The sequence below is a fragment of the Streptomyces sp. NPDC059142 genome, assembly GCF_042755665.1.
Taxonomy (GTDB): domain Bacteria; phylum Actinomycetota; class Actinomycetes; order Streptomycetales; family Streptomycetaceae; genus Streptomyces.
The window spans coordinates 1-17,671 of sequence record NZ_JBHZDA010000083.1 but is presented as its reverse complement, the minus strand read 5'-3'; the positions used below and the strand labels follow the sequence as shown (position 1 = coordinate 17,671).

Genomic DNA, 17,671 nt, shown 5'->3' with positions numbered 1-17,671 from the left:
GACCAGGGCCCCGGCCCGGCGACCGCCCAGCCGTCCATGGCGGAGGTGTCGAAGGACGGCAGGTCGCGCAGTGCGCCCACCCCGTACGGCCTCGCCAGGCCCACGGCCTGGTGCCCGGGGGGCCGGCGCGCCCCCGCGCCCCGGCCCCGCGTGCGCCCGCGCCGGGCGGCAGGCCGGGGCCGGCGTGGGCCCCGGGCCGGGCGGGGGGTGCGGGGGCCGCGTCGCCGCCGACCTTCAGCACGGCGGCGCCGGCCGGTCCCTCGCCCCGGGAGAGGACCCCGTAGGTGACGGGCAGTCTGGTCCGGTTCCACATGCGCTGCGGCAGCGGCTGGAGGACGGCGGTGGGTGCCTGGCGGCCGAGCTGGTGCAGGAGGCGGTGGGCGCGCCCGCTGTGCCAGAGGGGGCCCGCGCAGTCGCTGACGACGACGGTGACGCGGCGTCCGGTCGGGTCGCTGAGCCGGTCGGCCGAGCTGAGCGGCGCGGCGGCCGGGTCGGGGCTTCTGCTGACGGCGGGGGCGCCGTCGGGCCCCTGGTGGAGATAGCGGGTCTGCACATCGCGGAAGGCACCCAACTGGCCGAAGATCTGCTGGAGTTCGGCGAAGAGCCGCTCCCAGACCCGCATCGACGACGAGGCATCCATCACGAGCTGCAGAATCGCGTCTCCGCGCGAGACGCCACGGAACACCGGAATGATCAGCCCGCCGGCTCGGGCACTCAGCTCTACGGTCGCCACCTCGTCAAGGGTACGGCGCAGCGGGGGCGCGGCGGGCCGGTACCGCTGAAGCGGACGAAGGGCGCGCTGGAGTTCGAGGGGCGCCGGGAGCGCGGGGGCGGCCGGTACGCCCAGGGTGAGCGCGGCGGCGGCGCCGCCCTGCCGGGTCCCGGAGGCGCGCGCTCCGTCGGGGCGCGGCACGGGGTGAAGGGCGATGCGCGGGTCCTCGGCCGGGGGTCCCGGCAGCCGTCCGGGCGCCTCGTCGCCGTCGGCCGCGGGCGTCACCCCCGTACCGTCGGGGCCGGTCGGGACGCGCGGGTCCCGCGCTCCCGTCTCCCCCGGTCCGCGCAGGTCGGCGCGGGGGTCCCTGCCGGGTCCCGGACCGGCGGGCCCGCCGCGGTCGCGGCGGGTCTGCTGGGCGAGCCAGAGGGCGTCGCAGAGCTGCTCGGCGTCGGGGTCGAGACCGGCGCCGCGCAGCCGCGCGACGAGCGCGGCGAGGCGCGAACTGTCGTACGGGGGCGGTGCGCCGCCACCGGGGTCCGCGGCGCCCGTACCGTCCTCGTCCGGCCGCCCCGCGCCGGGGACGCCCGCAACCGGAACCGGAACCGAGGCCCCCGGAACCGGGGCCCGCGAGGCGTCCGGAGCGGAAGCGTCCACCGCCGGAGCACCCGGAACCGAAGCGCCCACCGCCGGAGCACCCGGAACCGAAGCGCCCACCGCCGGAGCGGCCGGATCCGGAGTCGAAGGTTCCGCCCCGGGGGCGGCTCCGTGCCCGTGTCCCGGTTCCGGCTCGCTCGCCGGGCCGTGCCGTACCGTGACGTCGGGCATCAGCGCATCACCTCGGCCGGTCGAGTCGCTGGATGAGCAGGTCGGCGAGTCGGTCACGGCCGGCGGGCGCGGCGGTGTCGGTGAGGTAGATCGCGTTCAGGAGCTGGTCGGTGGCGATCAGTTCGCTGCGCGAGCGCTCCAGGAAGTGCGCGATGAGATCGTCGCCCGCGCGCGCCGCCTCGTCGCCGAGGTGGGCCCGTACGAAGGTGGCGAGCCGCTGGTGGTCCGGCCTGCCCAGCTCCAGATGGATACAGCGGCGCATCAGGGGCGCCGGGAAGTCGCGCTCCCCGTTGCTGGTCAGGACGACGAAGGGAAAGGCGCGGCACTGCACCCGGCCGCCCCTGATCCGTACCTTCCTGCCGTCGTCGGTCAGGACCTCGGCCTCCCCGTCGGGCAGCCGGTCGGCGATCCGCTCCAGCTCCGGAATGCCGAACTCGCCCTCCTCCAACACGTTGAGCAGGTCGTTGGGCAGGTCGATGTCGCTCTTGTCCAGCTCGTCGATGAGCAGGACGCGCGGCTGTTCGGAGGGGAGCAGCGCCGTACCGAGCGGACCGAGCCTGATGTAGCTGCCGATGTCCGCCGACGGGTCCTGACCCTCCGTCACCCCGGCACCGGCCGCGGCGCTGTGCGCGGCGAGCTGGACGTCCTGGAGGCGGGCGATCGCGTCGTAGTGGTAGAGCCCGTCCAGCAGGGTGGAGCGGCTGACGATGGGCCAGCGCAGCACCCGGCCGAGCCCGAGTTCGTGCGCGACGGAGTGGGCCAGGGTGGACTTGCCCGCGCCGGGGCTGCCGGTGACGAGCAGCGGACGGCGCAGATAGAGCGCCGCGTTGATCATCTCCAGCTCCTCGGCGCCGGGGCGGTGCAGCTCCGCCTCGTGCCGGTACCCGCCGAGCCGCCGGTCGGCCGAGCCGTCACCGGCACCACCACCGTCACCGGCGGAACCGCCCGCGAAGTCCCGCCAGGGCGGGGGCGGGGGCAGTTGGGCGATGCCGTCGTGCGGTTCGCCGGCCCCTCGGTAGATGAGCCACTCGCTGGGTTCACTCATGGTGATGTCCTCGTCCTCACTCGTCCGCCGGGGGCGGCAGCCGCCGAAGCTGCTTCACCGTAGCGATCCGGGCCGCACCCCGTAAGGGTCTTCCCGGAGCCGGCCCCCAGGGGGTGTGCCACGTCGGTCATGGCGCCTCCAGCAACTGCCCCGACCCGGGGAGCGGATGGTGCGGATCGTCGTAGAACAGCGCCACTCCGTCCGACCAGAACATCTCCGCGCGGCCCGCGTGCACGCCCTGCCGCAGCTCCATCAGGATCCTCGGCAACTGCTCGGCGCCGTCCGCCTCCGCGACGGTGCGCACGGCCCGCCGGTGGAACTCCGCGCAGACCGACTCGGGCCGGCTCTCGCCGCGCCGCAGCAGCGCGACGTGGAAGCCGCCGCGCACGACCCTGCCCAGACCGGCCGCGGTCTCGCCCTCGGGCCGGGCCGCGTAACGGCACAGCACGGGCACCGTCTCGTACGCCAGGGAGCGCAGCCGCTCCTCCTGCGGTACGGGTACCCGTAATCCGTCCTCGCAGTCGACGATCTCGGCCCGCACCGACGCCTGGGCCGTACGGCTCCAGCGCGCGCGGTGCTCCCTGGCCTCCTCCTCGGTGAGCGGCGGCTCGCGGTCGGAGCAGCGCACCACCACCGGGCGCAGGACGCCCAACGGCGGTTCGTCCGGCGCGAGGCGCCACCCCTCGACCTCCAGACCGAGCTGCTGCCGGACGACGGCGACCTGGAGCACGGCCGGGCTGTCCGGCTCGTCGCATCTGCGGAACGCCTCCGTCAGCGACCCGGTCAGCCGTGCGGGCAGCGCGTCGCCCGAGGTGCCGCGGCTGTCCTCGGCGACGGGCAGCACCTCCCCGCTGTGCCGGGCGACCCCGACGCGCCAGTCGTAGCTGTCGCGCTCCCAGCCGCGCGGCTCCAGCTCCAGCAGGACGAAGGAGCGCTCGCCCGCGCGGGGCCGCTCCCCGTACGCCGGGGCCGCGCGCCGCTGGGCGCGGTCCGTACGGTGCCGGGCCGCGGACCACAGCAGCGCGATCTCGTTGCGGAAGTTCCGCGAGAGCTGGTCGTCGGCGACGAACTTCACCCAGTCCCAGAGGGCTTCCTCGGCCGCCGCGGTGGCCCCCGTGACATAGGGGCGCTCGGCGGCGATGGCGCTCATGCAGTAGCGCAGGACGAGTTCGAGCGCGGCGCCGCCGCCGCGCGTCTCGTACAGCGCGCCGAGCCCGTCCCGCCAGCTCCGGGGCGCCGGGTAGCGCTCCACGCGGTCCACGCCCGGCAGCCGGACCAGCAGATCGAGCAGGCTGTGCGTGGAGACCGGCGGCGGCAGCTCCGCCAGCTTCCCGAGCAGCAGGATCCGCTGCTGCGGGGTGAGCGCGCGGTCGGCGCCCGCGCCCAGCGAGTTCTGTACGTCGGCCCAGGTCCAGCCGGTGCCTGCCCGGTTCAACTGCCGGTCCGCGTGGTACCGGTCATGGGCGTGGAAGACCGCCTGGTAGTCGTCGTCGGCCTCGGTCCCGGCCATCGCCGCGGGCACGGGCAGCGAGCGCAGCCGCTCGACACCGATGGACGTCCCGCCCATCCCGCCGACGAGCTGGGACTTCAGTACGCCGACCACCTCGCCGCGCGCCAGGTCGACCGCGGGCCCGCCGGACACCCCCGGCGGCAGCACGTCCCCGCCGAGCCGCACCTGCTCGTCCTCCGGCTCCGACCAGCCGCCGACGGTGCCCTGGACGGACAACTGCCCGCTGAGCCGCTTGATCCGGCCGCCGACCTCCGTCCAGCCCGAGTAGAGCACCGCCCCGCCGCCGAAGAACGCGGCGGGGCGCTCCGTGACGTACACACAGGCGTGCTCGACGGGGCGGCGGAGCCGCACGAGCGCGAGATCGGGGGCGGGCCAGCCGCCGCGCGTCCCCAGCGCGCCCAGGTCGCCGGGCGGCGGCTCGGGCAGGGCCGCGACCACCGTGCCGGACACGGAGGTCTCGCCGCTGCGGGGGCCGGTTTCGAAGATCACTGTCACGTCCCGCCCCTCCCCCTGCAACGCCACGTGCGCGCACGTGAGAACCCAGCTCGGGGCGATGAAGAAGCCGCTCCCCAGAAAGCTTCCGCCCGGCCCCTCAGGGACATACCCCCGGTCCGGGCCATGGATGCGCACGGTCGCCGCCATGACGAGGTCGTGCAGCGCACTGCGGGCCGTCGCGCCTTCGACCGACCCGCCCGGCTCGACCCGGCCGAGCCCGTCGATCATGTGCCGCTCCCGGCCGGGGGGGTGGCCCCGTGGGGGGGCGCCGGGGCGGCGGGGGGCGCGCCCCCGGCCCGGGGCGGGCGACGCCGGGCCGCGAGGTGCGGGACCGTCGGCGGGGCCGACGGCGGCGGCGGTACGGGCGGCCGCTGCGCCTGCGGTGGCACCGGCGGCGGCGTGGCCAGGTCGACGGGCGGTCCGCCGCCGGTCCAGGTGAGCGTGACCTTGATCCCTCCCTTGGCCTCGCCGTCGGCGAGCAGCCCGACGACCTTGCCCGCCTTCGCGGTGAGTTCGATCCCGAACTCGACGCTGACCTCGTCGGGCCGGACCGCGCGCAGCGGCTCGGCGAGCGAACGCGCGACGCTGGTCACGACGGCTTGCAGGCTGTCGACCCGGGCCTGTACCTGGTCGGCGAACCCGGTGTCCGAGTACGACAGCCCCCGGGAGGGGCGGGTCAGCTCCTCGGCACCGGAGATCCGGGCCCATACAGGTGTGCCGTCGGGCATCTCGATGCGCGCGACACTGGCCTCTCCGTCAACCATGACATCCTCATTTCCCCCAATTCCCCGCAGATTAGCGGCAGTACGCCGCCGACGCGAGGCACACAGGTGAGGACGGCGGATCGTACCCGAACGGTTCTGCGCCCCACACCCGCGCCGGCCGGCCGTGCCCGCCGGCCCTGCCCGGCCGGGCACTAAGCTGAGGACCATGTACTTCACGGACCGCGGGATCGAGGAACTGGAGAAGCGGCGCGGCGAGGAGGAGGTCACTTTCGAGTGGCTGGCCGAGCAGTTGCGCACCTTCGTCGACCTCAACCCCGACTTCGAGGTGCCGGTCGAACGGCTGGCCACCTGGCTGGCCCGGCTGGACGACGAGGACGAGGACGAGTAGCGGGCCGAGCGGTCCTGCCACCGGCCGGGCGGCGCCCTCCACCGGCCACCGGCGGGGCGGCCCCGCGTACCGGCCGCCGGAACCGGGCGGCGCCGCGTACCGGCCGGCTCACTCCCCGCCGGTACGGAGCCGGTCGTACGCCAGTCCCAGCACCCCCTGCGCGATCAGCAGCGCCCCCGCGAAGGCCCAGCCCGCGCTGCGGCGCCGTACCGCCCACACCGCCAGCGGGGCGCCCGCCGCGAGCTGTACGGCGCCGAGCAGCCGCGCCCGGGGCCCGTGCAGCCAGGGGCCGAGCGGTCCGCCCTCGACCTCGTCCAGTTCGGCCCGTACCGCGTCGCGCCAGCCCGCCCACTCGATCTGTTCGGCCCCCGGCTGAATCCGGGCGACCTCGCGGAGCCGGTCGGCCGGTTCGCCGGGGGTGAGGCCCGCCGGGAGGACGAGGCCGGTGCGGGTGAGGAACGCGGAGAGCGCGAGCAGCCGGGCCCGCGCGTCGGCCTCCGGGTCACCCAGGGTCAGCGGCTCCAGCGCCTGGAGGTCCAGTACGGGGTCGAGGCCGAGCCGGGCGGCGAAGGTCCGCATCGCCTCGTCCTCACCGGCCGCGGTGCCGTCCGCGAGCCAGGTGTAGCCGACCGTACGGCGGAACCCCGCGGCCAGCACGTACCCCGCCCGGTCCGGGTCCCACCACAGCGCGAGCACCGGCCAGTTCACGCCGACGGCGAGTGCGGTGGCCCATCCCGCGACCACCCGGTCGACCGGCTCCGTACCGGCGAGCCAGGGTTTCCCCTCCGGGACCAGCAGGGTCCAGCCCAGGCCGGCCGGGGCCAGCAGCAGCTTCTCCCTGAGCAGATGGGCGGCGGGCCGTACCGCCGCCGGTTCGGCCCGGCAGAGCAGCAGCGCACCTGCGGATGTCGCGTTCATGGCCCTTACGCTAGGGCACTTTGCCCCGATACGAGCGCTGGGCCGATCCCCGTTCCGCCGTCCGGTCTTGACTTTCCGTAACCGCGATATATCGTGTTCTTCAAGAGACGCGATATGTTGCGTCAAGCCGGGCCCCGGGAGGTCAGCACCATGGCAGAGTCGACGTGGCAGGTCGCCGAGTCCGAGCGGCTCACCTTCGACACCCCGGTGACGACGCTGGACGTGCGCCTCGTCGACGGCACGGTGAACGTGGTGGGCACCGACGAGGCGCTGCCCGGTCTGCGGGGCGGCACCCGGCTGGAGATCTCCCGCGTCGAGGGACCGCCGGTGATCGTGACCCTGGAGGGCTCGACCCTGACGGTCGCCTACGAGGACCTGCCCTGGAAGAACCTGCTGAGCTGGCTCGCCCCCAAGGGACAGCGGCGCAGCGCCGTCGTCTCGCTCGCCGTCCCCACCGGGACCGCGGTGGGGGTGGGCGTCGTCGGCGCCGAGACCGTGATCACCGGGGTCCGGGGGCGTACGGCGGTCCGCGGGGTCAGCGGGGACACCACCCTCGTCGGGCTCTCCGGCGAGGTGCGCGCCGAGACGGTCTCGGGCGATCTGGAGGCCCAGGCGGTCACCGGCGGTCTCCACTACCACTCGGTGTCGGGCCGGCTGACGGTCGTCGAGGGCTCCGGATCGCGCGTACGGGCCGACTCGGTCAGCGGCGACATGGTCATCGACCTCGACCACCCGACGGGCGACCCCACCGACATCAGCCTCACCACCGTCTCGGGCGAGGTCGCGATCCGGCTGCCGCACCCGACGGACGCGCAGGTCGAGGCGCACACAGCGAGCGGTTCCGTGACCAACGCGTTCGACGATCTGCGGGTCAGCGGCCAGTGGGGAGCCCACCGGATCACCGGCACCCTGGGCGCCGGCGGCGGGACGCTCAAGGCGAACACGGTGTCCGGCTCGATCGCCCTGCTCAGAAAACCACCGTCGGAGGACGAGCGCCACGACGGTCCGCACGGCCCCGCCCCGGCCGACGCGGCGCCCTCCCTGACGAAGGAGCTGTGACATGCCCCCGGTCTTCGCCCACGGGCGACTCCGCCTCTATCTGCTCAAACTGCTGGACGAGGCGCCGCGCCACGGCTACGAGGTGATCCGGCTCCTGGAGGAGCGCTTCCAGGGCCTGTACGCGCCCTCCGCCGGCACGGTCTATCCGCGGCTGGCCAAACTGGAGGCCGAGGGCCTGGTCACGCACGCCACCGAGGGCGGCCGCAAGGTCTACTCGATCACCGAGGCGGGCCGCGCCGAACTGGCCGGGCGCGGCGGCGAACTGGCCGATCTGGAGCTGGAGATCCGCGAGTCCGTCTCCGAACTGGCCGCGGAGATCCGCGAGGACGTCCGGGGCGCGGCGGGCCGGCTCCGCAGCGAGATGCGGGCCGCGGCCTCCGACACCCGTACCGCCACCGGCGCCCGGTCCCACCCGAAGGGCGCGGGGGACGCGCCGCCGGGGGAGGCGCCGTTCGGCGACGCCCCCTTCGGGGACGGCGAGTCCTGGCGCGCGGCGAAGGAGGAGCTGAAGCGCGCGAAGCAGGAGTGGAAGGAGCAGGCCCGCCGCGCGAAGGACGAGTCCCGCCGGGCCCGCGAGGACGCCCAGCAGGCCCGCCGCCAGGCCAAGGAGGCCCAGGAGAACGCGCGGGAGGAGATGCGGCGCATGGCCAAGCAGGTCCAGGACCAGGTGCAGCACCACTTCGTACGGGGCGACTGGCCGACCGGGCTGCGCGAGGGCCTGTCCGAGCTGGCCGGCCAGCTCGGCGGTCTGTCCGGGTCCGGGTGGCCCCCGTACACCAGGCCGGAGGCGGCCGGGCCGCAGGACGCCCCGGAGTGGGCGAAGGACACCCCGGAGTCCGGCGACCCGGCCCGGGACCTGGACCGGCTGCTGGACCGCTTCCGCGACGAGATCCGCGACGCGGCCCGGGACCACGGGGTCACGGCCACCCAGCTCGACGAGGCCCGCCGCCATCTGGCGACGGCGGTGGACCGTATCGGCACACTGCTGCGCACCCCCGGGGAGTGACGGGGGGGGGAGGGACGGTGCCGCCCCTCCCCCGAGCGCCGGGCCCTCCCCCGACCGCCGGCCCCGACCGCCGGCCGCTCAGCCGGACGCCGCCGCCGTGCCCTCCCCGGTGTCCGCCGCGCCGAACATCGCCCGCTCCACGGCCGTGTACGTCGCCCCGTGGTCGGCCAGGACCTCCGAGACCACCCCCGGGCGCGCCGTCAGCGCCAGCAGCAGGTGCGCGTCGCCGATGGCGCGGTCGCCGCGGCCCAGGGCGATCCGCAGGGAGCGCGCCAGGGCCGCCTTGGCACCGGGGGCGAACGGGCGGCGCCTCGGCCGGCGCGTCCTGCCGGGCTTCACCGCGACGCGCAGCGCGCCCTCGCCGTGGGCCTCCTCGACCCGCGCGACGATCTCCGCCACGTCGATCCCGAGCCCCGCCAGCGCCTCCGTCTCCGCCTTCGACAGGCCGCCCCTGCGCCGGGCCTCCCGGAGCGCGTCCTCCACGGAGGCGCGGCGGTCCGCCAGGCCCAGCGCGGCGAAGGCGAAGGACACCCGGGTGCCCCGGCGTTCGAAGAGCGCGAGCAGCAGGTGCTCCTCGGTGACGGTGTCCGCGCCGGTGCGGCAGGCGTGGCCGATCGCCTCCGTGACGACGTCCCGCGCGCCCTCGGTGAACCGTTCGAACATCACTGCCTCCCGTGCTTCTTGTGCGCGGCCTGCCGGGTGACCCCCAGCTCGTCCGCGATCTCCTGCCACGACCAGCCGTGATTCCGGGCGCTGCGCACCTGTACGGATTCGAGCCGTTCCAGCAGCCGCCGCAGCGCGGCGACCGCCCTCAGTCCGACCCGGGGGTCGCGGTCGCCCGCCCGCTCGGCGAGATCCGTCGCTTCGGTCATACCTGTCAACGTACGTTGACAGATGAAGGACGTCAACCCTGGTTGACATGGAGGCGCGGAGGGAGGCGCGGAGGGAGGCGCGGAGGGAGGCTCAGACCGTCAGGACCACCTTCCCGAACAGGCCCCCGGCCGCCATCTTCTCGAAACCCTCCCGGGCCCGGTCCAGCGGCAGCACCTCGTCGATGACCGGCCGCACCCCCGTCAGCGCGCAGAACGAGAGCAGGTCCTCCAGCTCGGCCCGCGACCCCATCGTCGAGCCCACCACCCGCAGCTCCAGGAAGAAGATCCGGGTCAGCTCGGCGTGGTCGGGGCGGTCGCCGCTCGTGGCGCCCGAGATCACCAGCGTGCCGCCGCGCCGCAGGCACTTGACGGAGTGCGACCAGGTGGCCGCGCCGACCGTCTCGATGACGGCGTCCACGCGGTGCGGCAGCCGCGCGCCCGGCTCGTACGCCTCCACCGCGCCCAGCTCCACCGCACGCGCGCGCTTCCCGGCGTCCCGGCTCGTCGCGTACACCCGCAGCCCCGCCGCGCTGCCCAGCGCGATCGCCGCCGTGGCGACCCCGCCGCCCGCGCCCTGCACCAGGACCGAATCCCCCGGCCGTACACCGGCGTTGGTGAAGAGCATGCGGTACGCGGTCAGCCAGGCCGTGGGCAGACAGGCGGCCTCCTCGAAGGACAGCTCGGGGGGCTTGGGCAGGATGTTGGAGGCCGGTACGGTGACGCGCTCGGCGAAGGTGCCCTGGTGGTGCTCGGTGAGGATGGAGCGCGGCTCGGTGCCGTGGTCGCCCCCGCCGATGACGGAGTGGACGACGACCTCGTTGCCGTCCTCGTCCACCCCGGCGGCGTCGCAGCCGAGGATCATCGGCAGCTTGTCCTGGGAGAGGCCCACCCCCCGCAGCGACCACAGGTCGTGGTGGTTGAGGGAGGCGGCCTTCACCGTGACGGTGGTCCAGCCGGGGCGTGGTGCGGGGGCCGGGCGTTCGCCCAGCTCCAGGCCGTCGAGGGGGTGGGCGAAGTCCGTGTGGGCTGCGTAGGCGGCAAACATGGCCCCGACGATAGGGCGGCGGGGCCGCGGACGGGACCCGGCGTACCGGTGACACGCACGACACGCGCCCCGCCCACCACGCGCCGCCCCGCGCGGCTCAGTCCCTGCGGTACTGCGCGGGCGATCCCTTCGTCGCCGGGTCCTCGTACGCGCCCGCCGTGCCCCGGTCGACATGGAAGGTGGTCAGGGTGGAGACGGGCGACACGGGGTCGCGGCGGTCCTCGATCACCCGCATGTGCGTACTGAAGCGCTCCGGGGTCACCTCGTACACGTCGTAGCCGTACCGGTTCCCCTCGAAGTACTGGAGGTGCGGGTTGGCCCGGCCCATGAGCGGGCCGTTGGCCGCGTTCCACGCCGCGTCGTACGCGCTGGAGGTCACCGAATGCGCCGTGAACTCCGTGCCGAGTACGGGCGATCCGGGGTCGTCGTAGTCCGGCCGTATGTCGTCGACGAAGGCCGAGTGCCAGTCCCCGGTGAGCACGACCAGGTCCTCCAGGCCGCTCGTACGGACATGCTCCAGGACCTCCTTGCGCTCGGCGAGGAAGCCGTCCCACTGATCGGTGAACATGTACCGGCCGCCGGGGGAGCCGCGCAGTTGGCTGAGCATGATCGAGTTGGCCCAGATGTGCCAGGAGTCCGGCGCCCGGTCCACCGTCCGCTTGAGCCACGCCTTCTGCTCCGCGCCGAGGATCGTGCCGTCCGCGAGGTTCTGCGCCGAGCGGTACTGCCGCAGGTCGAGCACGGCCAGCTCCAGCAGGTCGCCCCAGCGGCGCACCCGGTGGATCTCCGGGTCCGGCAGGGCGGCGGAGACACCGTCGCCGTCCCCCGCGTCCCGGTGCGGCAGATGCTCGTACCACGCCTGGTAGGCGGCGGCCCGCCGCTGGAGGAACGGCGCGCCCCCGCCCGTACCGCTGTAGTCGTTGGCGACCTCGTGGTCGTCCCAGGTCAGGAACCAGGGGTGGGCGGCGTGCGCGGCGCGCAGCGAGGGGTCGCCCTTGTAGAGGGCGTGGCGCTTGCGGTAGTCGGCGAGGGTCTGGATCACCGGGCCGTTGTTGTCGCGTACGACATCGCCGCCCTCGGGTCCGTACTCGTAGATGTAGTCGCCGAGATGGATGACGAAGTCCAGCCGCTCGCGCGCGATCCCGCGCAGCGCGGCGTAGTAACCCTGCGGGTAGTTCTGGCAGTTGGCGGTGGCGAAGCGCGCGGAGCCGACGCGTCCGGCCGGCGCGGTCCTGGTCCTGCCGGTGCGGCTGGTCCGGCCGAGCGCGCTGAACGCGTACCAGTACGTACGGCCGGGGCGCAGCCCGGTCACCGGTACGTGCACGCTGTGCGCGAGCGTCGCGGACGCCGGGACGGTGCCCCGGGCGACGACCCGGCGCAGCGCACGGTCCTCGGCGACGACCCAGCGCACCTCGGCGACCTCGGGCAGCGGCTGCTCACCGGGTTCGGCGAAGGGTTCGGGGGCGAGCCTGGTCCACAGCACGACGCTGGTCGTGCGCGGGTCTCCGGAGGCGACGCCGAGGGTGAACGGGGCGGCGTCGTACGTCGAGCCGAGCGCGGCGGCGGCCTCGCGGGCCTGCGCGGGGGAGAGTCCGGCGCTCAGCGGCCAGACGGTGCCGAGCGCCCCGGCGGCGCCCGCGGCCTTGAGCAGATCGCGCCGGTTCAGTCCTGACGTGGCGTTCACGGCCGCACCCCTTCGGCGTGGAGGGTCAGTGAGATCCCGTCGGCGTAGCCGTCGTTGGAGGTACCGGTACCGGTGCGGGTGAGGACGAGCAGCACCCGCGCGGAGCGGGCGCCCGGCGGTACGGCGGCCTGCGCGGCGCGCTCCACGAGGGCGGTACGGCCGCCCCGTTCCGCCGCGGTGACCGGGCCGAGGACGGAGAGCGCGAGGGGGGTGCCCCGGCCGTCGCGGAACTCCACCGAGAGCCGGGCCCCGTCCTCCTGTGTCGCGTACCCGCCGAGCCAGGCGGAGACGGCGTACCGCACCCGCCCCGCGTCCACGGCGGCGCGGCCGGTGGCGCCCCGCGCGGGCAGCGGCACGTCCTGGACGAGCGTGGTGCGCGGGCTGTTCCCGCCGGAGAAGAACCGGCTGCCGCGCCGGGCGGGGCCGGGGTCGCCCGCGGTCGGGTAGCCGTTCCCGTGGGCGTACGCGACGAGGGCGGGCGCCCCCTGGCGTACGGACCAGCCGTCGACCGACGCCACCGGCTCCGCGTCCCCTCCCGGACCGCTCTCGGCGTCCCCGTTCACAAGCAGGTTCACAAGCGCCTCCTGGTGTCGTCGTCAACGCCAGGCATCCCAGCAGCCCCACATGAACCGGTAAAGGCCGCCTGCCGAACTTCCGTACGCACGGCGGCCGGACGGCGGGACGGCCGTCCGGCCGGACGGCGGGACAGTGGGACGGCCGGATACGGCCCCGCGACGACGAACGCCGGAGGAACCGCGTACGGTCCCTCCGGCGTTCGCCTCCCACTCGCCGGACCGCTCCGGAGCTCTCCGGGACGTCCGGGACTCCCCGGAACCGCCCGGAACTCCCCGCGGGCGCGGGGTCAGCGGCGCGCGACGCCCTCCGCACGGGCCGCCGCGGCCACCGCCGCCGTCACCGCGGGCGCCACCCGTTCGTCGAACGGCGACGGGATGACGTAGTCGGCGGCCAGCTCGTCACCGACGACGTCCGCCAGCGCGTCCGCCGCCGCGATCTTCATGGACTCGGTGATCCGGGAGGCCCGCACCTGGAGCGCGCCCGCGAAGATCCCCGGGAAGGCGAGCACGTTGTTGATCTGGTTCGGGTAGTCGCTGCGGCCCGTCGCCACGACCGCCGCGTACCGGTGGGCGATGTCCGGGTGCACCTCCGGGTTCGGGTTGGCCATCGCGAAGACGAACGCGCCGGGCGCCATCGAGGCGATCGCCGGCTCCGGGACCGTACCCCCGGAGACGCCGATGAAGACGTCCGCGCCCGCGAGGGCGGCCTCCAGCGAGCCGGAGAGCCCCGCGCGGTTGGTCAGGGCGGCCAGTTCGCGCTTGACGTCGGTCAGGTCGTCGCGGTCGGCGCTGACGACGCCCTTGCGGTCGGCCACCGCGACATCGCCGATCCCCGCCTCCAGCAGGAACTTGGCGATGGCGACGCCCGCCGCGCCCGCGCCGGAGATGACGGCGCGCAGGTCGCCGAGGGTGCGGCCGGTCAGCTTCGCCGCGTTGCGCAGGGCGGCGAGGGTGACGACGGCGGTGCCGTGCTGGTCGTCGTGGAAGACGGGGATGTCCAGCCGCTCCTGGAGCCGGCGCTCGATCTCGAAGCAGCGCGGCGCCGAGATGTCCTCCAGATTGACCCCGCCGAAGGAGGGCGCGAGCCGGACGACGGTCTCGACGATCTCGTCCGTGTCGGTGGTGGCGAGCGCCAGCGGCACCGCGTCCACCCCGCCGAACTGCTTGAACAGGATCGCCTTGCCCTCCATCACCGGGAGGGAGGCCTCCGGGCCGATGTCGCCGAGCCCGAGCACCGCCGTGCCGTCCGTCACGACGGCGACGACCTGCGACTTCCAGGTGTAGTCGTGCACCAGCTCGGGACGCTCGGCGATCGCGGTGCAGACCTTCGCCACGCCCGGCGTGTACGCGAGGGACAGGTCGTCCCGGTCCCGCACCGGCACGGTGGCCTGGATGGCCATCTTGCCGCCGCGGTGCAGCGCGAAGGCCGGATCGAAGGGCTCCTCCGGGGAACCCGCCGCCCCGGCGCCGCCGACGCTTCCGTCGCGATGATTGACGATCTCCGCTGCCATGTAGGTGACCCCTTGTGTCTTCATCAGTTGAGGGTGACCACTCCCCGGATGAGGAGGAGTGGGTTGGGCATCGCGTCCGTACCCGCGCTCACGTGCTCGCCTGCTCACGTGGCCGCTTGCACACATACGTACGTACATACGTATGGAGCGGGCGCGTCGCACACGCGCGCCGCAGCGGTGTCCGCGCGCGGTCCCCCACGGTGAGATGACTCATAGCGTTTATGCCGACCAATGCCGGATAATGCCGACACTTCCGGATAGCGGTATGAATCACGCCCGGTAAGGGATACGGACCGGAGATTCTACGGCCGCAAGAAGATGTACCGACAGAAGGTCCGGCTGTGGTGGGCTGCCTTGTCGATGTACCGGGGGTCTCCCGTTACCCGATTTTGACATGCCCGGCGCTCTTGAGGGCACCGTCCGAATGGCAAGATGCCACTCATCACACTAGGTCGCGACACTCGAAGACGCGTGCTCGGCCATTGGCAGCAACCTCATCCGCCGGAGGACCCTGATCATGACCGCTAGCACCATCTGTCGTACGGCCAGCGCGAAGTCCCGGATGGCCGCGGTCGGCGCGATCGCGGTCGCGGGCACCCTGCTGCTGACCGCCTGCGGCGACCAGACGAAGAGCGGTTCCGACACGGGCGGCTCCTCCTCCGCCGCCGCCAAGGGCCCCCTCTTCGACAAGCTGCCGAAGGAGATCCAGAGCAAGGGCGTCGTCAAGGTCGGCTCCGACATCGCGTACGCGCCGGTGGAATTCAAGGACAAGGACGGCGCGATCGCCGGTATCGACCCGGACATCGCCGCCGCGCTCGGCAAGCAGCTCGGCGTGAAGTTCGAATTCGAGAACGCCACCTTCGACACCCTGGTCACCGGCCTGCGCGCCAAGCGGTACGACATCGCCATGTCCGCGATGACCGACACCAAGGACCGGCAGGAGGGTGTCGAGGACGGCAAGAAGGTCGGCGAGGGCGTCGACTTCGTCGACTACTTCACCGCCGGGGTGTCCATCTACACGCCCCAGGGCAAGGACCAGGGGATCAAGACCTGGGACGACCTGTGCGGCAAGAAGGTCGTCGTGCAGCGCGGCACCGTCTCCGAGGACCTCGCCAAGCAGCAGGCCAAGAAGTGCCCGGCCGGCAAGAAGCTGACGCTTGAGGCGTTCGACAACGACCAGCAGGCCCAGACCCGGCTGCGCGGCGGCGGCGCCGACGCCGGTTCCTCCGACTCCCCGATCGCCGCGTACGCGGTGAAGACCTCGGGCGGCGGCAAGGACTTCCAGCTCGTCGGCGAGCCGGTCGAGGCCGCCCCGTACGGCATCGCGGTGTCCAAGAGCAACAAGCAGCTCTCCAGCGCCATCCTGGAGGCCATGAACGCGATCATCAAGAACGGTGAGTACGGGAAGGCCCTCGCGAAGTGGGGCGCCGAGACCGGCGCCGTCACCGAGGCCACGCTCAACGGCGGCTCGTGACCGGGCGGCGGGCTGGGCGCTGAGAGGCATACATCTGTGACTACCGACATCGACAAGGCGGGCCCCACCGGCCCCTCGGGCCCGCCGACCGCCGCCGCACCCGAGGCCATCAAGGCCATCCCGGTCCGGCACTACGGGCGCTACGTGGCGGGGACGGTGGCCGTCGCCCTGCTCGCGAGCCTCGTCTACGCCTTCTCGCAGGGGAAGGTGAACTGGGCGGCGATCCCCGACTTCTTCTTCGACGGCCGGATCGTCTCCGGCGTCTGGCACACCCTGCTGCTCACCGTCCTCGCGATGGCGATGGGCGTGGTGCTGGGCGTGATCCTCTCGGTGATGCGCCTGTCGAAGAACCCGGTGACGTCCTCCGTCGCCTGGTTCTACATCTGGTTCTTCCGCGGCACACCGGTCTACGTACAGCTCCTGGTCTGGTTCAACCTCGGCCTGGTCTTCGAGTACATCAACCTCGGGCCGATCTACAAGGACTACTGGTCCTCGTTCATGACGCCGTTCCTGACGGCGCTGCTGGGGCTCGGCCTGAACGAGGCCGCGTACATGGCGGAGATCTGCCGGGCCGGTCTGCTCTCCGTCGACGAGGGCCAGAGCGAGGCGTCCCACGCGCTGGGCATGAGCCAGGGCAGGACGCTGCGCCGGGTCGTGATCCCGCAGGCGATGCGGGTCATCGTGCCGCCGACCGGCAACGAGGTCATCAACATGCTGAAGACCACCTCGCTGGTCTCGGCGGTGCAGTATCCCGATCTGCTGAGAGCGGCGCTGGACATCGGGCAGACCTCGGGCGCCGCGGCGGAGATGCTGTTCCTCGCCGCCTCCTGGTACCTGATCCTGACCACGGTCTTCAGCATCGGGCAGTACTACCTGGAGCGGTACTACGCGCGCGGCTCCAGCCGCTCGCTGCCGCTCACGCCGTGGCAGAAGATCGTCAAGAACGTATCCACCTTCCGTCGAACCCCTAAGGCGGTCTCATGAACGCCATGGTGCAGGCCCAGGCCGTGCACAAGTCCTTCGGCGCCGCGCACATCCTCAAGGGCATCGACCTGGAGGTGGCGCCGCGCGAGGTGTTCTGCCTGATCGGCCCGTCGGGCTCGGGGAAGTCGACCTTCCTGCGGTGCATCAACCACCTGGAGAAGATCAACGCCGGCCGGCTGTACGTCGACGGCGAGCTGGTCGGCTACCGCCAGAAGGGCGACAAGCTGTACGAGCTGAAGGACAGCGAGGTCGCCAGGAAGCGCCGGGACATCGGCATGGTCTTCCAGCGCTTCAACCTCTTCCCGCACATGACGGCGATCGAGAACGTCATGGAGGCGCCGGTCCAGGTACGGGGCGAGGCGAAGGCCGTCGCCCGCGCCCGCGCCGAGCGGCTGCTGGACCGGGTGGGGCTCGCCGACAAGGCGGCCAACTACCCCTCGCAGCTCTCCGGGGGCCAGCAGCAGCGTGTGGCGATCGCCCGCGCGCTGGCGATGGAGCCGAAGCTGATGCTCTTCGACGAGCCGACGTCGGCGCTCGACCCGGAGCTGGTGGGTGACGTCCTGGACGTCATGCGCGATCTCGCCGCCGAGGGCATGACGATGATCGTGGTGACGCACGAGATGGGCTTCGCCCGCGAGGTGGGCGACGCGCTGGTCTTCATGGACGACGGCGTGGTGGTCGAGTCGGGCCACCCGCGCGACGTACTGACCCGTCCGCAGCACGAGCGGACGAAGTCCTTCCTGTCGAAGGTCCTCTGATCCGGGGAGGGGGTGGGGGGGGGGGGGCGGGCCCCGCGGCCCCCCCCCGCCCGCGGCGCTCCCCGGGGCGGCCCGGGCGCGC

General features: G+C 73.7%; 17 protein-coding genes. 6 read left to right on the top strand and 11 right to left on the bottom strand.

Annotated elements, in window-relative coordinates:
* From ACFXPK_RS25185 to ACFXPK_RS25170, 4 genes are all read right to left on the bottom strand, one after another.
* Positions 1-1,369: SAV_2336 N-terminal domain-related protein (locus ACFXPK_RS25185; protein ID WP_385078833.1), on the bottom strand; the 1,369-nt coding region annotated here is incomplete at its 3' end.
* 178 nt (positions 1,370-1,547) lie between these two features.
* A complete protein-coding gene (locus ACFXPK_RS25180) occupies positions 1,548-2,585 on the bottom strand; it encodes an AAA family ATPase (RefSeq protein WP_385003406.1) in 1,038 nt (345 codons plus the stop codon).
* Positions 2,586-2,712: 127 nt separating this feature from the next.
* Entirely contained in the window at positions 2,713-4,818 is a 2,106-nt protein-coding gene (locus ACFXPK_RS25175) for a trypsin-like peptidase domain-containing protein (RefSeq protein ID WP_385078829.1), read from the bottom strand.
* Positions 4,815-5,354, bottom strand: coding sequence for a CU044_2847 family protein (locus ACFXPK_RS25170; protein WP_385078826.1), 540 nt, complete (start codon positions 5,352-5,354; stop codon positions 4,815-4,817). Before ACFXPK_RS25170 ends, ACFXPK_RS25175 begins: the two co-directional genes overlap by 4 nt.
* Before the next feature lie 166 nt (positions 5,355-5,520).
* Here ACFXPK_RS25170 and ACFXPK_RS25165 point away from each other — a divergent pair, with 166 nt between their 5' ends.
* Complete coding sequence (locus ACFXPK_RS25165) at positions 5,521-5,703, top strand: DUF6104 family protein (RefSeq protein ID WP_003961784.1); 183 nt, start codon at positions 5,521-5,523, stop codon at positions 5,701-5,703.
* Positions 5,704-5,811: 108 nt separating this feature from the next.
* Here the strand turns inward: ACFXPK_RS25165 and ACFXPK_RS25160 are convergent, their stop codons facing one another.
* A complete protein-coding gene (locus ACFXPK_RS25160; protein ID WP_385078823.1) occupies positions 5,812-6,621 on the bottom strand; it encodes a hypothetical protein in 810 nt (269 codons plus the stop codon).
* Positions 6,622-6,771: 150 nt separating this feature from the next.
* On the opposite strand from ACFXPK_RS25160, the gene ACFXPK_RS25155 reads away from it, so the two are divergent.
* Positions 6,772-7,680: a DUF4097 domain-containing protein gene (locus tag ACFXPK_RS25155; protein WP_385078820.1), complete on the top strand. Its 909-nt coding sequence runs from the start codon at positions 6,772-6,774 to the stop codon at positions 7,678-7,680.
* A gap of 1 nt (position 7,681) precedes the next feature.
* Entirely contained in the window at positions 7,682-8,686 is a 1,005-nt protein-coding gene (locus tag ACFXPK_RS25150; RefSeq protein ID WP_385078817.1) for a helix-turn-helix transcriptional regulator, read from the top strand.
* Positions 8,687-8,764: 78 nt separating this feature from the next.
* Here the strand turns inward: ACFXPK_RS25150 and ACFXPK_RS25145 are convergent, their stop codons facing one another.
* The 6 genes from ACFXPK_RS25145 to ACFXPK_RS25120 form a co-directional block, all read right to left on the bottom strand.
* On the bottom strand, positions 8,765-9,349 hold the full coding sequence (locus ACFXPK_RS25145; RefSeq protein WP_385078814.1) for a Clp protease N-terminal domain-containing protein: 585 nt from the start codon (positions 9,347-9,349) through the stop codon (positions 8,765-8,767).
* Entirely contained in the window at positions 9,349-9,558 is a 210-nt protein-coding gene (locus ACFXPK_RS25140; protein ID WP_385078811.1) for a helix-turn-helix domain-containing protein, read from the bottom strand. Before ACFXPK_RS25140 ends, ACFXPK_RS25145 begins: the two co-directional genes overlap by 1 nt.
* Before the next feature lie 91 nt (positions 9,559-9,649).
* Positions 9,650-10,603 (bottom strand): zinc-binding dehydrogenase, encoded by a 954-nt coding sequence (locus tag ACFXPK_RS25135; RefSeq protein ID WP_385003170.1) that lies wholly within the window; start codon positions 10,601-10,603, stop codon positions 9,650-9,652.
* Between the two features lie 97 nt (positions 10,604-10,700).
* Positions 10,701-12,287: an alkaline phosphatase D family protein gene (locus ACFXPK_RS25130; protein WP_385003173.1), complete on the bottom strand. Its 1,587-nt coding sequence runs from the start codon at positions 12,285-12,287 to the stop codon at positions 10,701-10,703.
* Positions 12,284-12,862, bottom strand: coding sequence for a phosphoesterase (locus ACFXPK_RS25125; protein ID WP_385003176.1), 579 nt, complete (start codon positions 12,860-12,862; stop codon positions 12,284-12,286). The genes ACFXPK_RS25130 and ACFXPK_RS25125 overlap by 4 nt, the downstream gene beginning before the upstream one ends.
* A 287-nt stretch (positions 12,863-13,149) precedes the next feature.
* Complete coding sequence (locus ACFXPK_RS25120) at positions 13,150-14,373, bottom strand: NADP-dependent malic enzyme (RefSeq protein ID WP_385078861.1); 1,224 nt, start codon at positions 14,371-14,373, stop codon at positions 13,150-13,152.
* 517 nt (positions 14,374-14,890) lie between these two features.
* Between ACFXPK_RS25120 and ACFXPK_RS25115 the strand changes: the two genes are divergently transcribed.
* Genes ACFXPK_RS25115 through ACFXPK_RS25105 form a run of 3 tightly spaced genes read left to right on the top strand, consistent with a single transcriptional unit; the run spans position 14,891 to position 17,589 of the window.
* Positions 14,891-15,847, top strand: coding sequence for an ABC transporter substrate-binding protein (locus tag ACFXPK_RS25115; protein ID WP_385003179.1), 957 nt, complete (start codon positions 14,891-14,893; stop codon positions 15,845-15,847).
* Between the two features lie 36 nt (positions 15,848-15,883).
* Positions 15,884-16,831, top strand: a complete 948-nt coding sequence (locus ACFXPK_RS25110) for an amino acid ABC transporter permease (RefSeq protein WP_385003182.1) — start codon at positions 15,884-15,886, stop codon at positions 16,829-16,831.
* A gap of 5 nt (positions 16,832-16,836) precedes the next feature.
* Positions 16,837-17,589, top strand: a complete 753-nt coding sequence (locus ACFXPK_RS25105; protein ID WP_385003201.1) for an amino acid ABC transporter ATP-binding protein — start codon at positions 16,837-16,839, stop codon at positions 17,587-17,589.
* Positions 17,590-17,671: the final 82 nt, after the last annotated feature.

Excerpts from the sequence above, each read along its gene's own strand:
- ACFXPK_RS25115 (WP_385003179.1), top strand. The coding sequence starts at position 14,891 with ATGACCGCTAGCACCATCTGTCGTACGGCCAGCGCGAAGTCCCGGATG.
- ACFXPK_RS25105 (WP_385003201.1), top strand. The coding sequence starts at position 16,837 with ATGGTGCAGGCCCAGGCCGTGCACAAGTCCTTCGGCGCCGCGCACATC.
- ACFXPK_RS25155 (WP_385078820.1), top strand. The coding sequence starts at position 6,772 with ATGGCAGAGTCGACGTGGCAGGTCGCCGAGTCCGAGCGGCTCACCTTC.
- ACFXPK_RS25175 (WP_385078829.1), bottom strand. The coding sequence starts at position 4,818 with ATGATCGACGGGCTCGGCCGGGTCGAGCCGGGCGGGTCGGTCGAAGGC.
- ACFXPK_RS25165 (WP_003961784.1), top strand. The coding sequence starts at position 5,521 with ATGTACTTCACGGACCGCGGGATCGAGGAACTGGAGAAGCGGCGCGGC.
- ACFXPK_RS25140 (WP_385078811.1), bottom strand. The coding sequence starts at position 9,558 with ATGACCGAAGCGACGGATCTCGCCGAGCGGGCGGGCGACCGCGACCCC.
- ACFXPK_RS25180 (WP_385003406.1), bottom strand. The coding sequence starts at position 2,585 with ATGAGTGAACCCAGCGAGTGGCTCATCTACCGAGGGGCCGGCGAACCG.
- ACFXPK_RS25160 (WP_385078823.1), bottom strand. The coding sequence starts at position 6,621 with ATGAACGCGACATCCGCAGGTGCGCTGCTGCTCTGCCGGGCCGAACCG.
- ACFXPK_RS25170 (WP_385078826.1), bottom strand. The coding sequence starts at position 5,354 with ATGGTTGACGGAGAGGCCAGTGTCGCGCGCATCGAGATGCCCGACGGC.
- ACFXPK_RS25145 (WP_385078814.1), bottom strand. The coding sequence starts at position 9,349 with ATGTTCGAACGGTTCACCGAGGGCGCGCGGGACGTCGTCACGGAGGCG.
- ACFXPK_RS25150 (WP_385078817.1), top strand. The coding sequence starts at position 7,682 with ATGCCCCCGGTCTTCGCCCACGGGCGACTCCGCCTCTATCTGCTCAAA.
- ACFXPK_RS25120 (WP_385078861.1), bottom strand. The coding sequence starts at position 14,373 with ATGGCAGCGGAGATCGTCAATCATCGCGACGGAAGCGTCGGCGGCGCC.
- ACFXPK_RS25135 (WP_385003170.1), bottom strand. The coding sequence starts at position 10,603 with ATGTTTGCCGCCTACGCAGCCCACACGGACTTCGCCCACCCCCTCGAC.